This window comes from Paludisphaera mucosa, from assembly GCF_029589435.1.
Lineage (GTDB): Bacteria > Planctomycetota > Planctomycetia > Isosphaerales > Isosphaeraceae > Paludisphaera > Paludisphaera mucosa.
In genome coordinates, this window is record NZ_JARRAG010000002.1 from 4797068 (window position 1) to 4814672 (window position 17605).

Annotated in this window: 15 protein-coding genes and 1 pseudogene; 8 read left to right on the forward strand and 8 right to left on the reverse strand. The window is 70.5% G+C overall.

Annotated features, from left to right (window positions below; translation table 11 throughout):
* Positions 1-298: 298 nt before the first annotated feature.
* Positions 299-484 carry a hypothetical protein gene (locus PZE19_RS28535; protein ID WP_277864001.1) on the reverse strand — a complete coding sequence of 62 codons (186 nt, stop codon included), beginning with the start codon at positions 482-484 and terminating at the stop codon, positions 299-301.
* A gap of 187 nt (positions 485-671) precedes the next feature.
* On the opposite strand from PZE19_RS28535, the gene PZE19_RS28540 reads away from it, so the two are divergent.
* From PZE19_RS28540 to PZE19_RS28550, 3 genes and pseudogenes are all read left to right on the forward strand, one after another.
* A complete protein-coding gene (locus PZE19_RS28540; protein WP_277864002.1) occupies positions 672-797 on the forward strand; it encodes a hypothetical protein in 126 nt (41 codons plus the stop codon).
* Between the two features lie 53 nt (positions 798-850).
* Positions 851-1009: a hypothetical protein gene (locus PZE19_RS28545; protein ID WP_277864003.1), complete on the forward strand. Its 159-nt coding sequence runs from the start codon at positions 851-853 to the stop codon at positions 1007-1009.
* Between the two features lie 18 nt (positions 1010-1027).
* Positions 1028-1483: pseudogene (locus PZE19_RS28550) on the forward strand (transposase); the annotation flags it as partial.
* Positions 1484-1583: 100 nt separating this feature from the next.
* Here the strand turns inward: PZE19_RS28550 and PZE19_RS28555 are convergent.
* A complete protein-coding gene (locus PZE19_RS28555; protein ID WP_277864004.1) occupies positions 1584-2867 on the reverse strand; it encodes an ankyrin repeat domain-containing protein in 1284 nt (427 codons plus the stop codon).
* A 319-nt stretch (positions 2868-3186) separates the two neighbouring features.
* On the opposite strand from PZE19_RS28555, the gene xth reads away from it, so the two are divergent.
* From xth to PZE19_RS28570, 3 genes are all read left to right on the forward strand, one after another.
* Positions 3187-3966, forward strand: a complete 780-nt coding sequence (gene xth / locus PZE19_RS28560; protein WP_277864005.1) for an exodeoxyribonuclease III — start codon at positions 3187-3189, stop codon at positions 3964-3966.
* 222 nt (positions 3967-4188) lie between these two features.
* The gene (locus PZE19_RS28565) at positions 4189-4665 is read left to right on the forward strand and encodes a DUF1579 domain-containing protein (RefSeq protein WP_277864006.1); all 477 of its coding nucleotides are present in this window, start codon (positions 4189-4191) and stop codon (positions 4663-4665) included.
* Positions 4666-4688: 23 nt separating this feature from the next.
* Positions 4689-5096 (forward strand): bleomycin resistance family protein, encoded by a 408-nt coding sequence (locus tag PZE19_RS28570; protein WP_277864007.1) that lies wholly within the window; start codon positions 4689-4691, stop codon positions 5094-5096.
* A 56-nt stretch (positions 5097-5152) separates the two neighbouring features.
* On the opposite strand, the gene PZE19_RS28575 is transcribed toward PZE19_RS28570, so the two are convergent.
* Positions 5153-7762, reverse strand: a complete 2610-nt coding sequence (locus tag PZE19_RS28575) for a zinc-dependent metalloprotease (RefSeq protein WP_277864008.1) — start codon at positions 7760-7762, stop codon at positions 5153-5155.
* A 412-nt stretch (positions 7763-8174) separates the two neighbouring features.
* On the opposite strand from PZE19_RS28575, the gene PZE19_RS28580 reads away from it, so the two are divergent.
* Complete coding sequence (locus PZE19_RS28580; protein WP_277864009.1) at positions 8175-8813, forward strand: hypothetical protein; 639 nt, start codon at positions 8175-8177, stop codon at positions 8811-8813.
* Here the strand turns inward: PZE19_RS28580 and PZE19_RS28585 are convergent.
* Positions 8732-10447 carry an ABC transporter permease subunit gene (locus tag PZE19_RS28585; RefSeq protein WP_277864010.1) on the reverse strand — a complete coding sequence of 572 codons (1716 nt, stop codon included), beginning with the start codon at positions 10445-10447 and terminating at the stop codon, positions 8732-8734. The genes PZE19_RS28580 and PZE19_RS28585 overlap by 82 nt on opposite strands.
* A gap of 257 nt (positions 10448-10704) precedes the next feature.
* Between PZE19_RS28585 and PZE19_RS28590 the strand changes: the two genes are divergently transcribed.
* Complete coding sequence (locus PZE19_RS28590) at positions 10705-11538, forward strand: aldo/keto reductase family protein (protein WP_277864011.1); 834 nt, start codon at positions 10705-10707, stop codon at positions 11536-11538.
* An 80-nt stretch (positions 11539-11618) separates the two neighbouring features.
* On the opposite strand, the gene PZE19_RS28595 is transcribed toward PZE19_RS28590, so the two are convergent.
* The 4 genes from PZE19_RS28595 to PZE19_RS28610 form a co-directional block, all read right to left on the reverse strand.
* Positions 11619-13808 carry an amylo-alpha-1,6-glucosidase gene (locus PZE19_RS28595; protein ID WP_277864012.1) on the reverse strand — a complete coding sequence of 730 codons (2190 nt, stop codon included), beginning with the start codon at positions 13806-13808 and terminating at the stop codon, positions 11619-11621.
* The gene (locus PZE19_RS28600; RefSeq protein WP_277864013.1) at positions 13805-14893 is read right to left on the reverse strand and encodes a glycosyltransferase family 4 protein; all 1089 of its coding nucleotides are present in this window, start codon (positions 14891-14893) and stop codon (positions 13805-13807) included. The genes PZE19_RS28595 and PZE19_RS28600 overlap by 4 nt, the downstream gene beginning before the upstream one ends.
* Before the next feature lie 22 nt (positions 14894-14915).
* Positions 14916-16337 carry a hypothetical protein gene (locus PZE19_RS28605; protein ID WP_277864014.1) on the reverse strand — a complete coding sequence of 474 codons (1422 nt, stop codon included), beginning with the start codon at positions 16335-16337 and terminating at the stop codon, positions 14916-14918.
* Positions 16338-16465: 128 nt separating this feature from the next.
* The gene (locus tag PZE19_RS28610; protein ID WP_277864015.1) at positions 16466-17599 is read right to left on the reverse strand and encodes a sensor protein KdpD; all 1134 of its coding nucleotides are present in this window, start codon (positions 17597-17599) and stop codon (positions 16466-16468) included.
* Between the last annotated feature and the right edge of the window lie 6 nt (positions 17600-17605).

The following is a 17605-nucleotide window of genomic DNA, read 5'->3' on the forward strand; positions in this document are numbered from 1 at the left end:
CTCGCAATGAGGCTGAGCCGAATGACCGATCCATGAGTGCGCATCCCGGATGAGAGGTGGGTAGGTGAACGGTTCAATGCGCACGAGGACGTTCATGTCCTGGGGTGGACACGAAGGAAGATCCGCGTACGGCGCCCAACGATCCTGTTGACGGAACTCCAGGCCGAAATGTCTTTCGAGAGCCTAGAACGTGGATTCCGATTATGAGAACGAACGTCGGCGCGCACCGACGAAGAATCGCATCCTGAATTCGCCTGGGTGGATGACGCTGAGGTCCCTTGTCCCGGCTCGTAGCCGTTCACGCCCCGGCGGAGACGAGCGAGAGTGGCTTTCGGCCTGAGCGGTGGGCTTCGACGGCCTCGAGAAGGATGTCGCGGGGCTGGCGGCGGCGGGACTCGACGGCGGTCAGGATCCATTCGACGAATCGAGGACCGACGTCGCCGCGGTCGATCATCGCCTGAAACTCGCGGCGCAGGTGAACCATCCGAACGCAATCGACGAATTGCGCACGCCCCTTGTGATTCCGTACAGGTCCTTGACCCGCCCCTATGCCCCTCGCATGCCTCGTCGGTCCTAGTACTCCCCCACTGACGACTTGGTGGCGGTCGTCGGATCGGCTCTCCTAGAAGCGGATCAAAGCCGTAAGGCGGATTGCTGTGGAGGGATACGTCGTGACGCCGCCGGGCGGTCGCGAGTCGTGGACGATGCAGCTGCCGGCCGACGAGGTCGTCGAGTTGCGGGTCGTCCCAGGGGTCTGCGGCCAGACGGTCCGCCGCTGCTTGGAAAAAGCGAACTGAAGCCCCACCTGGAGAAGCAGCGGTGCATCCCGCCGGGCGGGGACGCCGAGTTCGTGGCGGCGATGGAGGACGTCCTGGACGTCTACCACCGGCTCTACGACGGGGCCCGGCCGCTGGTCCGCCTCGACGAGGCGAGCCGCCAGCTGATCGGCGAGACGATTCCGCCGATCCCGGCGGCCCCGGGTCGGCCCGAGCGGGCCGACTACGAGTAGGTCCGCGATGGGACGGCGAACTTGTTCATGGCCACGGAGCCGCTCCTGGGCTGGCGGGCCGTCAAGGCGACCGTGCGGCGGACGGCGAAGGGCTTCGCCGAGGTCGTCCGATGGCTCGTCGAGGACGTCCACTCCGAGGCCGGGAAGGTCGTGCTCGTGATGGACGACCTCAGCACGCACAAGGTCGCCAGCCTCTCCGAGGCGTTCCCGCCCGAGCGGGCCCGGCGGATCGCCGAGAGGCTGGAGATCCGACGCACGCCGAAGCACGGCTCGTGGCTGAACGTCGCCGAGATCGAGCTGTCGGTCCTCTCCCGCCAGGGCCTCGACCGCCGGATCGGGTCGATGGACGAGCTGAAGCGGGAGGCCGCCGCCCGGGAGGAGGAGCGGAACGAACGCCGGGTCGAGACCCGCTGGCGGTTCGCCGTCGCCGACTCCCGCATCAAGCTCCATCGACTCTACCCATCACTGCCGTAGTGGCGGAATCCTGCAAGATCCTCAAGAAGTCCCGCACGAGCGCGGACGACGTGTTCGTCGAGATGGCTCGCGTCGTACGGGATTGGGCGTCGAACCCGCGTTAGCGTCGGCCGGCCTCGGGGAGTCCCATCCGCTCGGCGATCAGCTTCATTGCGGGCGCGCTGACCAGCTTCTTGAAGTGGAACCGCTCGCCCCAGGACAGTGGGGTGACGTCCCTGGAGACGTGCATCGCAGGCTCGTCGTAGCCGGGGTGCAATCGCTTGCGGAGCGAGGCCCGGATGGTCGGGTCGGCGCCCCGGTCGAGGAGCAGACGGGTGAGGGACGTCTCGTGCGGCGTCCCCGAATGGTTCGGCCAGAAATTCACCTGAGACACGACGGCGGAGAAGAGCGCGGTGTGCCCGCCGAAGCCGTCGGCGTCGACCTCGGCCTTCGCGTCGGGGTCCATCCCCCGGTCGAGCAGCCAGGCGGCGATCTCGATCTCGCCGTAGTCGGCGCACATGTGCAGGAGCGTCGCCCCGCCCAGCGGCGTCCCGTGAGTCGCGAGGACCTCGTCGTGGCAGCCCAGCTCCGGCGGGTAGATCTCCTCGTGCGAGAAGGTCCGTCCGATGAGGAGGGGGTCGCGCCTGAGATGGTCTTCGAGCAGGTCGATCCGCCCGCGATGGAGCGCCATCGTCGGAGTGTCCGGGAGTTCGAGCCCGTGCCGGACGTACATCTCCAGGATCTGATGCTTGGCGGCGGGCTTGCGGCTGTCGGTCTCGAGCACGACGTCGACCGGCGCGAGGCGACGGCCGTCCGCGTCGCGGACGCGGGCGCCGAATTCGAACATCAGGGCCGTCCCGGTCGCGCTCAGGGTGTAGGCCGGGCCTCCCAGGCAATCCTCGGGCGGCTGCGGGCGGCCCATCAGGTCGTACAGCTTGCGGGCGGTGTCGATCCGGCCCTGGAGCGTCGCTCGACCGATCGCCTTGTCGAGGTCGGTCGCCCCGAGCCCGTGGAGCATCGCGATGATCCGGTCCCTGCCGAGGTTCGCCGCGTAGGACAGCGGCGGGCCCCAGTTGCATCGCTCCGTACCGCGAGCCGTCTCGTGGATCGACGTCGGATGCTTCAGGAGCATCGTCCTGAGCGCGTCCTCGTCGTCGAGCCAGATGGCGTCGACGATCCGACAGGCGAGGACGAGGCGCGGCCAGCTCGGGACGCCGTAGCTCCGGGCCAGCGCGAGCTGCGAGTCGGCGAGCCGGGCGGAGCCGGGATCGACCCGTTCGGGATGATGCTCGGCGAGGTCCGCGAGGGCGGCGGCGTCGCCGCGGCGGATCTGCCGCATCAGATCCTTCGCCTGGCGTCGGAGCTGGTCGAGGTCCGGGCGGACGGGCAGATGACGTTTGGCCATGGACAAACCTCCCACGCGGGAGCCCGGTGTCCGCTGCGACGGGCGAGAAGGAGGTTCGCGTCGATCGAGATTTCCGGCCGGACTGACAGGTGGACTCGGTCCTGCCCGCGGACTGGTTGCGTCCTGCCACGCGCGGCGGACTGTACCGCGTCTTCCGAACCGGGTCAACGCCGCCGTGGGCAGCGCCGACCGCCAGGCGAGGAAGCCCCGGGGCCTCGGGCCGCTGATCGGGACGCCCGGCGACGATTCCCGTAAGATCGGGCGGATCGCCGAGAAACCGCAACGCCGGGACGCCCGAGACAGCCAAAAGGAAGCCCGCATGAAGATTGCCACCTACAACGTCAACGGCGTCAACGGCCGCCTGCCCGTGCTCCTGCAATGGCTCGAACGGTCGAAGCCGGACGTCGCGTGCCTGCAGGAGCTGAAAGGCGCGGACGAGAAGTTCCCCATCGACGCCATCCGCGAGGCGGGCTACGAGGCCGTCTGGCACGGGCAGAAGGGCTACAACGGCGTCGCCATCCTCGCCCGGGGCGAGCAGCCGCAGGAAACCCGCCGCGGCCTGCCCGGCGACCCGGACGACACCCACAGCCGCTACATCGAGGCCGTCGTACGCGGCGTCACCATCGGCTGCCTGTACCTCCCCAACGGCAACCCCGCGCCCGGCCCGAAATTCGATTACAAGCTGAGGTGGTTCGAGCGATTCAACACGCACGCCGCAAGCCTGCTCGAGGAAAGGCGCCCCGTCGTCCTCGCGGGCGACTACAACGTCATTCCGACCGAGCGCGACGTCTACAAGCCGGAGCGATGGATCGACGACGCCCTGTTCCGACCCGAGGCCCGGGAGGCCTATCGCCGGCTCGTGACTCAGGGCTGGACGGACGCGTTGCGGCGGCAATATCCGAATGAGGTGGTTTATACATTCTGGGATTATATGCGAGGAGCCTTCTCGCGCGATGCAGGCCTGCGCATCGATCACTTGCTGTTGAGCCCCGACTTGGCGCCTCGACTCGCGGCCGCCGGCGTGGATCGAGACGTGCGCGCGATGGAGAAGACCAGCGACCACGCACCCACCTGGATCGAGATCGAGGAGAAGGCCTGAAACCGACGCACTTCTCCGTGCCGGACGACGCGTCGATCGAAGCGGTTCGGGCGATGACGCCTCCTCGGCGCCAGGTGCGGAGTTGGGAACCGCGAGCCAAGAAAACTCCAAAATAACTGTACGTCTGTTGACTTGAGGCCGATAACTGGTTTCAATCCTCGAAGCGGGTCCTGTTCATGTGGCCAGAGCGGACGATCGACCCTATTTCAACGGAGGTGCGCCGTGGACGCCGGACCGCAGAAGGAACATCGCTGGCTCGACAGGCTCGTGGGCGACTGGACGTTCGAGGGCGAATGCGCCGCCATGGGGCCCGGCCAGCCGCCGATGAAGTACGTCGGCGTCGAGACGGTCCGTTCGCTCGGCGGCCTGTGGACGGTCGGCGAGGGCGAGAACGAGATGCCCGAGGGGGGCGTCGGCAAGTCGGTCATGACGCTCGGCTACGACCCGGCGTCCCGGTGCTACGTCGGCACGTTCATCGCGTCGATGATGACGCACCTGTGGATCTACAACGGCTCCCTGGAGGGCGACGTGCTGGAGCTGGACGCCGAGGGGCCGGGCTTCACCGGCGAGGGCGCCCGGAAGTACCGCGACAGCATCGAGTTCACCGACGACGACCACCGGACGCTGAAGTCGCACGCCCTGGGCGACGACGGCGCGTGGCAGCTCTTCATGACGGCCCGATACACTCGCAAGAAGTGAGCCCTTTCCCACGGAGACCGACCATGCTCGCGCACGCCCTGACGCCGATCCTGAACGTCTCGGACATCCTCGAGAGCTTCGCCTGGTTCGAGAAGCTGGGATGGACGAGGGGCTTCGACTGGGGCAGCCCTCCCACCTTCGGGGCCGTGTGTTCGGGGAAATGCGAGATCTTCCTCTGCCAGGGGGCGCAGGGCGGCCGCGGGAAGAGTTCTTCGCCGACGACCAAGGACCATGGCGAGAACGGTGACAAGGGCGTCTGGATGTCGATCTGGGTCGACGACGTCGATGCCGTCCACCGGCATTGCCTGGCAGAGGGACTTGAGGTCACGATGCCGCCGACCGACGAGCCGTGGAACGTGCGAGAGATGCACGTCCGACACCCCGACGGGCATGTCTTCCGGATCAGCAAGGGGATCGGGGAGGCCGAGTAAACGTCTCCTCCGAGCGACCTCCCTCGGCCTTTCGAGCGGATTCGACGCGACCGGCGTCACCGGGATCGCGAGCCGATCGGGTCCCCGGGAGGCGTCGCGGGGGGCTCGGTCCGGCGATGAGTGGCGTCGGGGCGGGCGAGAAACCGGGCGACCTCGGCCTGGATCGCCAGCGCGTCGACCTGGATCTCGGCGTCCTGGACCAGGGCCGAGAGTCGTCCCGATATCGAGTAGCGCAGGGCGTTGGTCGCCAGGGCCCGGACCTGGGGCGTGGCGGCCTCGTCGGACGCGAGTTCCATCAAACGCCCGGCGATCAGGTGGCGGACGGCGGACTGGATCGCGGCCGCCCGAGGGTCGGGGTCGCGGGGGGCGAAGGACCGGGCGACGAGCGTGTCGAGGACCTCGCCGAAGCCCGGGTTGGAAGCGTCGCGGGCGTGGAACTCCACGAGCCGGGCGGCCCGCTCGGGCTGCAGCAGGGTGGAGGCCGCGACATCGGCGGCGACGGTCGCCGCGGCGATCGGGTCGAACGTCGGGCCGGTCCGCTTCGGGAACAGCTCGGCGGTGCCCCCGTCGTGACCGTAGGCGGTCGGGGGGATCAGCGCCAGGACCGCGGGCGGGATCAGCAGCTCTTTCGGGTCGATGGCGTCGAGCACCGCGGCCAGCGCCTCGCGCTGGCGGGCGGCGGGGACGACCTCGGCGACCCTGGGCGGGCTCGGGCCGGCGGCCGTCCGCACGGCGTAGCTGTAGTCGACCCCGCCGAGCGTCTTGGCCGCGGCCTGGAGCTGGTAGCGGTGGTGCAGGTAGAGGGGCAGCAGCCTCGATTCCAGGTCGGAGAGCGGGGCCCCCTCGGGCAGGTTCCCCGGGCCGAATGCCTGCAGGCCGATCCGCCGGACGCGCATCTCGTGGCGGAGCGAGGCGACGGGGTCGGGGCCGTCGTCCCAGAGGCTCGCCAGCGGGTGGGCGGCCCCGGCGGGCCGGGAGTCGCCGTCGGAGAGGAATCGCATCCCGGCGGCGACCCCGTCCTCGACGATCCGGCGCAGCTCCTTCGCCTCGTCGGCGCCCGGCGGGAACTGGGCGTAGGCGAACCGGGCGGCGAAGGCGTCGTAGGGGCCGATCCCTCGGCCGTAGGCGTCGGAGAGGTCGAGCTGGCCGTCGACGACCTTGACCCTCGGGGCCGGGTAGTCCATCACCGAGCCGCGGTCGTAGGAGCTGGCGGCGAAATTGTGGGCGAAGCCCAGGGTATGGCCGACCTCGTGCGCGGAGAGCTGACGGATCCGCGCCAGGGCCATCGCCCCCAGGTCGCTCGCCGGGTCGGCCGCGGCGAGGTGCTCTGGCGCGGGCGGCATGGCCATCCCGCACCCGGAGCCCGGGGGGATCAGGCCGGCGCCGATCAGGACGTCCTGCCGGGCGCGCTGCGAGTCGAGCGAGACCGTCGCCTTGAGGATCTCGCCGGTCCTCGGGTCGACCACGGACGAGCCGTACGACCAGCCCCGGGTCGATCGGTGGACCCAGTGGATCACGTTGTAGCGGAGGTCCATCGGGTCGGCGCCCTCGGGCAGGATCTCGACGCGGAAGGAGTCCTTGAACCCGGCCGCCTCGAACGCCTGCGACCACCACGACGCCCCCTCGACCAGGGCCGAGCGGATCGGCTCGGGAGCGCCCCGGTCGACGTAATAGACCAGGGGCGCGACCGGCTCGGAGACGGCCAGGCTCGGGTCCTTCTTGGCCAGGCGGTGCCGGGTGATCCAGCGGGTCTCGATCGGCGTCCCCGTCGGCGTGGCGAAGTCGGCGAACTCGACGGTGAACAGGCCCACGCGGGGGTCGAGCTTGCGCGGCGCGTAACCCGGGCCCGTCTCGGGGAGTTCGACCAGCGAGTGCCGCTGGCAGACGGTCACCGATCGGGGGGCGGGCGTGGTCGAGGCGACCAGCGGCCCGGGCTCGTCGTCGGTGGCGAAGGTGAGCGTGGCCTCGACCTCGGTGTTCCTCGGGAACGACTTCAGGCCGGCCCGGTCGAGGCCGCCCCGCGACTCGTCCGCCTTGTATTTCCCCTGCTTGGCCGCGGCCAGCCGATCGGCCACCCCGTGGGCGTCGCGGAGGAAGAACGAGGTGGCGTCGACCAGGATGCGCCCGCCCTCCTCGGCCTCGATCTTGAAGCCCGCGATCACCGACCGGGCGAACGAGTCGGCGACGGACCGCCGCTCGTCGGCGTTGTCGCTGAGGGCGCGGAAGCGGTAGTTGGGCTCCTCCAGGAGGAGCTTCGGGCCGACCTTGCGGAACGCGACGACCTTGGTGTCGCCGAGCTGGCCCCGATCGAGCCCGATCGGGTTCGAGCCCACGCCGGTGGCCAGCGTCACCTGGTAGAGGAACTCGCGGCCGGGCCGCGAGACCTCCATCATCACCTTGCCGGACTTCTCGTCCCAGTAGAGCGGGAAGAGGCCGTCGACCTTCGCGAGCGGGGCGGTCTTCTCGGCGATCGTCGCGGGCTTCGCGGGGGGCGGCGTCTCGGCCGCCTTCACGGCCCCGGGCGTCTGTGCGAGCAGGACGGGCTTCGGGAGTTGCAGGGCCGGAAAGGCTCGCGAGAAGGCTCGGTGGCAGGTCGCGGCGGCGACGGCGTGGGACTCGCCCGCGGTCGCGAACGCGACGAGGGCGGCGAGGGCGAAACTGGCCATCCGGGGGCTCCTCTGATGCGGGCCGGGTCGATCGCTCAAACTGGCCCCGATTCTCGCCCGGCCGGCCCGGCCGGGGCAACGCTCGATTTCCCGGGCCCGCGCGCTGGGCCCGTGGATGGGAAAGATCCTATTCGATCAGTCGACGCGTTGGAACGACCGACGAATTTCGGGATGTCGCCCGAAAAATCTCGGTCGGACCACATCGCCCTCTCGCAGTCGTCGACCTCCGTCGCTACCCTGCCAGGATGCGTCCGAGCGACATGGCGAACTTGTTCCGGACCGGTCGAGATGGTCGATTCGCAGAGCGTTGATGGGTTTTTCACCTCGATCCTCGTCGATGCGTGGGGTCGCGCGGCCGTGAATCCGGCGCACCCATGGGCTTCTCTGTGACCCATCCGAGGGGGAAGACGTGATGAGACGACTCGTGCGTCGGACGAGGCTGGCGGCGGCCTTCCTGATCCTGACGGCCATGACGGCGGCCGGGACGCAGGCCGAGACGATCGTCAGCTTCACCTATTCGGGTCGGGGAGGCCCGGACTTCGCCGGACTCCTCGCCACGGGCTCCGGGACCTTCGCCTTCGCCGACGGACTCGCGACGATCGAGCTTGCGGACCTGTCCTCGTTCACCTTCTCCCTGGACGAGAACACACCGAATTCCACGACGTTCGGCCTCGCGGACCTCACGTCCTTCTCGGCCTCCCTGGGCCCCGGCCGGACGATGACGGCCCTGACCCTGGGCACCGGCGCCGTCCAGGGGACGAACCCGTCGACCGAGCCCAGGGAGTTCTCCGTCGGGTCGCTCGGCGCTTCGGGCGCGTGGACGTCGTTCCGGATCCTGGGGCTGACGTTCCAGCAAACGACGGGGAGCGCCACGGTCACCGCCGTGACGACCACCGTACCCGAGCCCTCCAGTGGCGCCATGGCCGCGATCGCCACCCTGATCCTCTTCGGCCGCGGTTCCTCGTCGGCCTATCGATCGTCCATGCGTCCGAGGCAGCGGTTGAACGTCTTCAGGGTGGCCAGCAGGAGGCCGGACGCGATCAGGCCGTAAACGACGATCCAGAATGCGAGCCAGGCGGCCTGCCGCCCGGGCTCGCGTCCCGGCCCGACCTGGTCGGCGAGCACGGCGATGGTGAAGCCGACGCCCCAGAGCGGGCTGGCCGAGGCGAGGCCGGAACCGGCCTCGTCGGGGCCGTCGCCGAAGAAGATGAACGCGGAAGGGACGGCCCCGATCGACGCGACGACGTAGAGGCCCGCGGTCAGGCCGACGGCCCGGTCCATCCGGGGCAGCCAGGTGGCCAGGGCCAGGCCGAGGCTCGTGATCGCGGCGCCGTAGGCCAACATGAGGCCGACGATCAGGAACGGGCCGAGGACGGACCCGGCGGGCGTCGACAGGGCCGCGGCGAGGAGTACCGGGCCTATTATCAGCGGCGGGACGCCGCGGAAGGCGCCCCACCACTTGCCCATGACGATCGACCGGGTCGACAGCGGCGTGGCCAGGAGCACGTCGAGGCTGCCGCGCTGGCGCTCCTCGGCCAGGCTCGTGGCGGCCGAGACGCTCAGCAGCAGCAGCCCGGCGGCCGCCTGCGCGCCGCCGATCGGCCCGCCCAACTCGCGGCCGGCCGTCCCGGAGCCGCCGAGCGCGTCGACGATCGCCCAGAGGCTGAAGCCGCTCGCGAAAGCGGCGTACAGGCCCCAGACCACGACCGACCAGCGCGACGGCCGTCGCCGATGCCACTCGCGCCAGAGCACCGGGTCGCGGTCGAGCGACGGCGACGGCAGGAAGCGGGCGAGTAACCCTCGGCGGGCCCGGGGCGGGCGTTCCGCCCGGCGCGCCGCCTCCGCCCGGCTGGCCTGATGGATGACCACCGCCCGGGCCCGCCAGGTCGCCACGGCGGCCAGCAGCGCCGAGGTCGAGAGCCCCAGCGCGCAGAACCGGGCCTGCGTCCCCAGCCCGATCGAGACCATCGCCGTCGGGCCGCTCAGCGGGCCGAGCACGAGGAAGACGGGGTTGTAGGGGAACAGGGCCAGTTGCCCCGGCAGCCAGTCCGGCCGGATTTGCCAGGGGAGCGCCGAGTTCAGGCCCATCCAGATCGGCGCCGACAGCAGCCAGAAAATCCCGAAGGCGTAGGTGGCCAGCAGCACCTCGTGCGTCTTCCGGCCCCAAACCGACAGCGTCAGGGCCAGGGTGCAGCCGAAGACGGCGCAGGCGAGGCAGACCAGGGTCGCGCCGATCGGCAAGGCCGGGTCGACGCCGCCGAGGAGCGTCGCCAGCCCCAGCACCGGGGCGGCGCAGGCGATCAGGCCGAGCACCGGCGCCAGCCGCGCCGCCAGCTTGCCCAGCACGATCTCGGCGTCGGTCAGGTCGGTCGCGAACAGCAGGGCCAGGTTGCCCCGGGCCTTGTCCAGGCAGATCGACCCGGCCGTCGCCGCGGGCGCCGCCAGGCCGACCAGCCCGAGCAGGATCAGCGTCGTCACGGCGTAGAAGCCCCGGCCGACCTCGGCCATCCGCTGGACCGACGGCTCTCCCGCCACCTCGCGGCTGCCCAGCCAGACGGCCGACAGCCCGAGCAAAAGCAGAAGGACCAACGCGGACCGCAGCGCATAGCCCTGCCAGCGTCGCGAGGCCGCCAACCACTCATAGGCGAAGACCGGGCCCAGCCCCGACCACCTGCGCGTCGCCATCGGGTCGGCCTCCAGCATCCATTAGGAGCAAAGTTCGACGCACCGATTCGGAACCCCGGCCGGGCCCGGGGCCGAGTCGTGTAAACTTTACACTGTAAAGTTCGGCGGTTGCAAGGGCCTGCCGGTCCCGGCATCAACGCCTCGTCGGTTTGAAGTCGCCACGCCGGCGCGGCTTCCATTCCGGGGCGAGCCCGCGCGTCGCTACAATGGCCGCGGGCTTCCTCAAGGCGCCGGAGAGACCAATGGACCCTCAGAGCTTGTCGATCGATGGCGTCCGCGTGCCGCGCTTCCTGTACGGCACCGCCTGGAAGGCCGAGCGGACGCAGCACCTGACCGAACTCGCCCTCCGTCAGGGCTTCCGCGGGATCGATACGGCGAACCAGCGGCGCCATTACGACGAGGCCGAGGTCGGCAAGGCCGTCGCGGCGTCGGTCGGGAACGGGCTGCTGGGCCGCGACGACCTCTTCCTGCAGACCAAGTACACGTTTCGAAACGGCCAGGATCATCGCCTGCCTTATGACCCGGAGGCTCCCGTCGGGGTCCAGGTGGAACAGTCGTTCGCGAGCTCGCTCGAACACCTGGGCGTCGCGGCGATCGACTCCTATCTGCTCCACGGGCCGACCCGCGGTGCCGGGCTGACGGCGGCCGATCGGGAGGCCTGGCGGGCGATGGAGGCCCTCCACGACGGCGGCCGAGCCCGCCTGCTCGGCGTCAGCAACGTCACGCTAGAACAACTCCAGGGCTTCTGCCGCCAGGCCCGCGTGCTCCCCCGATTCGTCCAGAACCGATGCTACGCCGAGCGAGGCTGGGACCGCGACGTCCGCGCGTTTTGCCGCGAGAACGGGATCGCCTATCAGGGCTTCTCACTGCTGACCGCCAACCGCGGGGTTATGGCCCATCCCGAGCTGGTTAGGATCGCCGATCGGCGTGACCGCACCGTCGGCCAGGTCGTCTTCCGGTTCGCGCTCGACGTGGGCATGCTGCCCCTGACGGGGACGACCGACGCCGCCCACATGAGGGACGACCTCGACGTCTTCGACTTCCAGCTGGAACCCAAAGAGGTGGAGCGGATCGAGCGGCTGGGGGGGTGAGGGCGATCGAGGTCGGACGACCGATTGGATGCAACGCGTCGTTCCGATGATCGAGTCGCTCGCCGGGCCGGGGGGCCGAGTCAGTCGAGGATCTCGACCGCGAAGTCTCCGTCGCGACGAAGGACGTCGACGCTCACGGCGTCGCCCCGGCGTGCGATGCGGAGGTCCGCGGCACCCCCGGCGACGTGAAGGTTCGTGATCCGCAGCTCGGGAAGGACCGAGGGCAGGCGCGGTCGCTGGAAACGGATCTTCCGCTCCGCCGCGTCGACGGTCAGGCCCAGGCACGCCTGCAGAAGGAGATAGACGGACCCCGCCGCCCAGGCCTGCGGGGCGCAGGCGACCGGATAGGGGACCGGCCCCTCTCCCGGGACGCGGCCGAAGCCGCAGAACAGCTCCGGCATCCGGCTCAGGTCCAGGTACGTCCCGGCCGCGAAGAGCCCGGACAGGATCGCGGAGGCCAGGTCCTTGCGACCGTATCGCGCGGCGCCGAAGGCGATGAGGGCGTTGTCGTGGGGCCAGACCGCCCCGTTGTGATAGGACATCGGGTTGTAGCGGGACTCGCTCGTCGCCAGAGTCCGGACCCCCCAGCCGGAGAAGAAGTCGGCGGAGGCCAGCCCGCGCTCGACCCGGGCCGCCCGCTCGGGCGAGGCGATACCGCCGAACAGGCACTGGCCGGCGTTGGACGACCGCACGCGGCAGGGCCGCTTGTCGCCGTCGAGCGCCAGGGCGTACGTCCCCATCTCTTCGCACCAGAAGGCCGCCTCGAACCGCTCGCGGAGTCGATCGGCCCGGCCCTCGAACGCGGCCGCCCGCCCCTCGCGGCCCAGGGCCCTCGCCAGGACGGCGCCGGCGCGGAGGGCGGCGTAGACGTAGGCCTGGACCTCGCACACGGCGATCGGCCCCCGCGCCGGGGATCCGTCGGCGTGGAAGACGGCGTCGTCCGAATCCTTCCAGCCCTGGTGGATCAGGCCGTCCGCGGCCCGGCGCTCGTATTCGACGAAGCCGTCCCCGTCGCGGTCGCCGAAGGCGTCGATCCAGGCGAGCGCGGCCTCGACGTTGGGCCAGATCGAGCCGACGAAGGCCCGGTCGGCGGTCCGCTCGCAATAGGAGCCCGCCAGGACCACGAAGAGCGGTGTGGCGTCGACGCTCCCGTAGTAGCGGCCGAAGGGCATCTCGCCGAGCGCGGCCATCTCGCCGTCGCGAGCCTCGTGGAGGATCTTGCCGGGCTCGGCGTCCTGCGACGGGATCGACTCGGTCGCCTGAGTGGCTGCCAGGTGGCGGAGGACCCCGCGGGCCAACTCGGGCCGGAGCCACAGGCATTCGAGGGCCGTGACGAGCCCGTCGCGGCCGAACGGGGCGTTGAACCAGGGGACGCCCGCGTAGGGGTACGACCCGGTCGGCAGGTCGGTGGTCAGCATGTGGAGGTCGGCCTCGGAGCGCCGGAACCAGGCGTCCACGCGGCCGTCGGGCGAGGCGATCCGGCAGGAGGCGGATCCGTACCGGCGGATCGAACCGACGACCTCGGCCTCCGCCTCGTCGAACGCCTGCGGCTCGGGGGCGTCGTCGCCCCGACGGCAGGCGACCGCCACGTCGATCGACGCGCCCTCTCGGGGGCCGAGGGCGAGCCGGAACCGGCCCCCGTCGACGTCCGCCTCCGCCGGGGCCGGCGAGAAGCGGATCACGGTCCGTCGCCGCACCCCGTCGAGGCCGAGGTAGCCCAGCTCCAGCCGGCCCGGAGACGCCTCCGGGGCCGAGTCGCGGCCCCGGGCCGATCGCGTCATCCCGCGGACCTCGTAGATGTCCGCGAAGTCGGCCCGCAGGCGGAGGCGGATCGAGGCCTCCACGGGGCGCATCCCGTGGTTCGTCGCCCGCAGACGCCAGTGGAGCACGCCGCGCCAGAGGAGGGCCTGGACGGCGAGGTGCAGCGTCCCGAGCGGCAGGTCGATCCGCCCGTCGCGGATCCGGTCCGGGTTCGTGAGGGCGACCGACAGCTGGTCGTTCTCGTCCCGGACGGTGGACCCGAGGAAGAACGGCGGCCGGTCGTCGAGCTCGAGGGACAGGTGGGAGAGGTGCCTCGTCCCGTCGTGATAGACTCCCTGCTCGCCCAGGCCGCCGGGCAGCATCCGCCCCAGGTGGTCGAACACCGCGAACGTGTCGCCGTGCTTCAATACGCGGGTCCGGTCGTCGGCGAGGCTCGCCGCGGCCAGGACGTGATGCGGGTCGCCCTCGGGCGCCGCGCCCGGCGACCGCCGGGCCTCCGGATCGCTCATCGAGCTCCTCCCTTTCGCGCGAGCAGGACTTCGCCGGGGAGGCCGCTCGGCCCGGCCCACGACTCGATCAGCCCGCGGTAGACGTCGACGTAGTCGCGGGCCATCCGGGCCGCGGTGAAGCGTTCTTCGAAGTCGCGTCGGCAGGCCCGCCGGTCCAGGCCGCCGACCTTGCCGACGGCCGCCGCCGCGCCTTCGAGGTCGTCCACGAGGAAGCCGGTCACTCCGTCGCGCATCACCTCGGGGGTCGAGCCTCGGCGGTAGGCGACGACCGGCGTGCCGCACGCCATCGCTTCGATCATCACCAGCCCGAACGGCTCCTCCCAGCGGATCGGGAACAGCAGCGCGAGCGCCTCGCCGAGGAAGGCGTCCTTCGCCGCCCCGCCGACCTCGCCGACCAGCTCGACCCAGGGGCAGCGCCGGAGCAGCGGCAGGATCTCGCGTTCGTAGTACGGCCGCTCCTCCGGATAGATCTTGGCGGCCACCCGCAGCGGAAGGCCGGCCCGCTGGGCGATGTCGACCGCGTCGTCCAGGCCCTTCTCCGGGGAGATCCGGCCCAGGAAGGCGAGGTACGCCCCCGGCCGCTCGCGGAAGGTGTGGACGTCGGGCGGCAGGCCGTGATGGACGGTCGCGCGCCAGGCGGCCTGCGGCAGCGGCCGGCGCTGGTCCTCCGAGATCGAGGCGAGCGGGACGTCGGGGAAGGCGTCGAGGAAAGCCCGGTGGTCGGCCGGTCGGAGTCGGCCGTGGGGGGTCGTCAGGGTGGGGCAGGGGAGCCGCCCGACGACCGGGAAGTGGACGTAGTCGAGGTGGAAGTGGACGACGTCGAACCGGCCGGCCTCCCTCTCCACCATCTCGACGAGCCGGACGTGGTGCGGCAGCGTCTCGCGGACGTCCGGATCCCGCCAGAGGGCCCGCGGGCAGCCCGGGACGAGCCGGGCGGAGGTCTCGGAGTCGCCGCTGGCGAACAGCGTGACCTCGTGGCCCATCCCGACCAGTTCCTCGGTCAGGTGGTGGACGACCCGTTCCGTCCCCCCGTACAGCCGCGGGGGGATGCTCTCGTAGAGCGGGGCGATCTGGGCGATGCGCATGGCGGTTCTCCCCGGCCCGGCGTCAGCCGGCCCTCCGATTGGCCACGCGGACGCGGGGCAGCCCGCGCCGGGACTTCTCGAAATAGCCGATCTCGACGAGGGTCGGCCAGAGCTCGATCGAGCCCTTGATCGTGGTCACCACGTCGTCGACGATCCGCAGCAGGTTCTGGTGGAAGAAGTCGGGCTCGAAGCCGTAGAAGCCCTTCTGGAGGTTCGCGGCGAAGACGTGCAGGGCCTCCCTTCGCTCGGGTCGCGACGCCCGCTCCGAAGCCTCCAGGGCGCGCAGGTACATCGACCGCACCTTGTCGAGGATGGCCGCGGCGTCCTCGGCCGAGACCTCGCCCTCGTAGTCGAAGGCGATCCCCAGGTCGTCGACCCGGCTGACCGAGTCCTTGATCTTCCGCTTGAGCAGGTTCGACACCTCCTCGTTGAAGATCTCGGCGGCGACGGGGTTCCGCATGTAGTTGGACCGCGTGTGGTTCTGCGCGGCGTCGACGTGGGCCGAGGCGAAGCCGTCCTGCTGGATCCAGAGGCGATAGATGTAGTCCTCGAACCGCAGGCGGGTCGGGAAGAAAGGGGGGAGGCCGAAGGTGTTGTCGTACCCCGCGACCCCGCAGTCCATGCGCCAGTTCTTGTTCGTGACCGCGGGGCGGAAGTTGACCAGGACGTACAGCTCGTTGAGGTCGTCCGGGTCGACCTGGTGCTCGTCCTCGAGGAAGAGGTCGGCGAAGTCCATGGCGTCGATGTCGTTGGTGCCGGATCGGAACGTCTGGGCCATCTTCACGACGGCGTCGGGCGCCACGCGGCCGCGCCCCAGGATCAGCGAGTTCTCCCGGGCCAGGCCCTTCGTCGCGTTCGTCTCCAGGTCCATGGCGGTGTCGACCAGGACGTCGCCCATGTCGTAGTTGTCCGGCACGTCCGCGGCCTTCTTGCCGAGGACGTCGAGGAACGCGCCGACGACGTCGAACGACTTGCGGGTGTAGCCGTCCAGGCCGCTGCGGTGCAGCCGGCCCCGGCTCACCTCGCCGTCGTCGAGCGACTCGGGGCTGTGTTCCATCAGGGCGTAGGGCCGCATGTCGTCGTCGGACGAGATCATCAGCCCGCCGAGAGTGTGCATCAGCGTGAAGTTCCGATTCCCGCCGTAGCTGGGGCGGAACAGGTTCTTGACCAGGCCGTCCAGGCGCTTGTCGCGCAGCCGTCGGCTGAGGTGGGCGACGAGCTGCTCCTTCTCGCGCGGCCCGACGTAGTACAGCTCGTTGTGGGTGCTGGTCTGTTCGAGCGAGGAATAATATTTCTCCTGGGCGGCCGGGCTGGAATCGTCGCACACGATCAGGCTCAGCGAATGGCCGTTGCGCCAGAAATGTTCGTCGTAGAGCTCGACCGTCTCCCCGACGTCCCTGAGGCGGTACGTGGGGATGACGAAATAAAGGTCGTCGGCTTGCATCATCTCTCCCGAACGCGTCCCGAACGTACGAGCCCCGACGACGGGCGGACGCGGCGCCCCGTCGGGTCGATCGGCCGGCGATCACGAATCGCGGCCGCGAGCTGCTCATATGCCGCGAGGGCGCGTGGCTAGACGTCGACGATCATCACGTCGACCCCCTCCGACCGCCGCAGCAGGCGATCCGCGATCGAGCCGGCCAGCACGCGGCGACGCCAGGGCTGGCGGCTCTTGCCCATCACGATCACGCGGATGCGGTATTCCCGGACGAAGGCCAGGATCGTGCAGACGACCTCCGGGCCCCTGAACGTCATCGGGACGCCGCCGAGCTGCCGCGCCAGGTCGAGGTTCGTGCGGATCTCCGCCCGGGCGGCCTCGTCGACGCGCGACAGCTCCTCGGCCGGGGTCTCGATGTAGACGGCGTACCACGGGGCGTTCAGCCGATCGGCCAGCCGGGATGCCTTGCGGAGCAGGGCGGGGGCATCGGGGCTGCGGCTCGACAGGCCCACCATCACCCGTTCGGCGGCCGTCGCCGGCGCCCGGTCGGCCTCGGCCCGACGAGCCCGACGGTCGATCAGGTGGGCCGTCTCGGACAGCGTGAGTTCGCGCAGCCGCGTCAGGTTCCCCGGCGTGAAGAAGTTCTGCATCGCCCGCTCGGCACGCTCCGGCGGGTAGATCTTGCCCGCCCTCATCCGCTCCAGGAGGTCCTCCGTGGAGACGTCCACGTTGACGACCTGGTCGGCCTCGCCGAGGATCGAGTCGGGCAGCCGCTCCTTGACCTTCGCCCCGGTGATCCGCTCGACCTGGTCGTAGAGGCTCTCCAGGTGCTGGATGTTGACCGTGGTGATCACGTGGACGCCGGCGCGGAGCAGCTCCTGGACGTCCTCGTACCTCTTGGGGCGACGGCTTCCCGGCGCGTTGGTGTGGGCCAATTCGTCGACCAGGCAGACGGCCGGGCGGCGGGCCAGGATCGCGTCGACGTCCATCTCCCGGAGCGTCACGCCCCGGTAGTCGATCCGCCGAGGCGGGACGACCTCCAGGTCGCCGACCTGCTCGACGGTCTCCGCGCGGCCGTAAGCCTCGACGATGCCGATCGCGACGTCGACGCCCTGTTTCTTGAGCCTCCGGCCCTCGCCGAGCATCGCGTAGGTCTTGCCCACGCCCGCGCTGGAGCCGAGGTAGACCTTCAGCCGGCCCCGCTCCTGGCGGCGGATGAGATTCAGGAACGTGTCGGGAGCGGGCCGGATCGCGTCGATCGTAGGCATGGGCAT

Excerpts from the sequence above, each read along its gene's own strand:
- PZE19_RS28535 (WP_277864001.1), bottom strand. The coding sequence starts at position 484 with ATGGTTCACCTGCGCCGCGAGTTTCAGGCGATGATCGACCGCGGCGAC.
- PZE19_RS28555 (WP_277864004.1), bottom strand. The coding sequence starts at position 2,867 with ATGGCCAAACGTCATCTGCCCGTCCGCCCGGACCTCGACCAGCTCCGA.
- xth (WP_277864005.1), top strand. The coding sequence starts at position 3,187 with ATGAAGATTGCCACCTACAACGTCAACGGCGTCAACGGCCGCCTGCCC.
- PZE19_RS28570 (WP_277864007.1), top strand. The coding sequence starts at position 4,689 with ATGCTCGCGCACGCCCTGACGCCGATCCTGAACGTCTCGGACATCCTC.
- PZE19_RS28575 (WP_277864008.1), bottom strand. The coding sequence starts at position 7,762 with ATGGCCAGTTTCGCCCTCGCCGCCCTCGTCGCGTTCGCGACCGCGGGC.
- PZE19_RS28580 (WP_277864009.1), top strand. The coding sequence starts at position 8,175 with ATGAGACGACTCGTGCGTCGGACGAGGCTGGCGGCGGCCTTCCTGATC.
- PZE19_RS28585 (WP_277864010.1), bottom strand. The coding sequence starts at position 10,447 with ATGGCGACGCGCAGGTGGTCGGGGCTGGGCCCGGTCTTCGCCTATGAG.
- PZE19_RS28595 (WP_277864012.1), bottom strand. The coding sequence starts at position 13,808 with ATGAGCGATCCGGAGGCCCGGCGGTCGCCGGGCGCGGCGCCCGAGGGC.
- PZE19_RS28600 (WP_277864013.1), bottom strand. The coding sequence starts at position 14,893 with ATGCGCATCGCCCAGATCGCCCCGCTCTACGAGAGCATCCCCCCGCGG.
- PZE19_RS28605 (WP_277864014.1), bottom strand. The coding sequence starts at position 16,337 with ATGCAAGCCGACGACCTTTATTTCGTCATCCCCACGTACCGCCTCAGG.
- PZE19_RS28610 (WP_277864015.1), bottom strand. The coding sequence starts at position 17,599 with ATGCCTACGATCGACGCGATCCGGCCCGCTCCCGACACGTTCCTGAAT.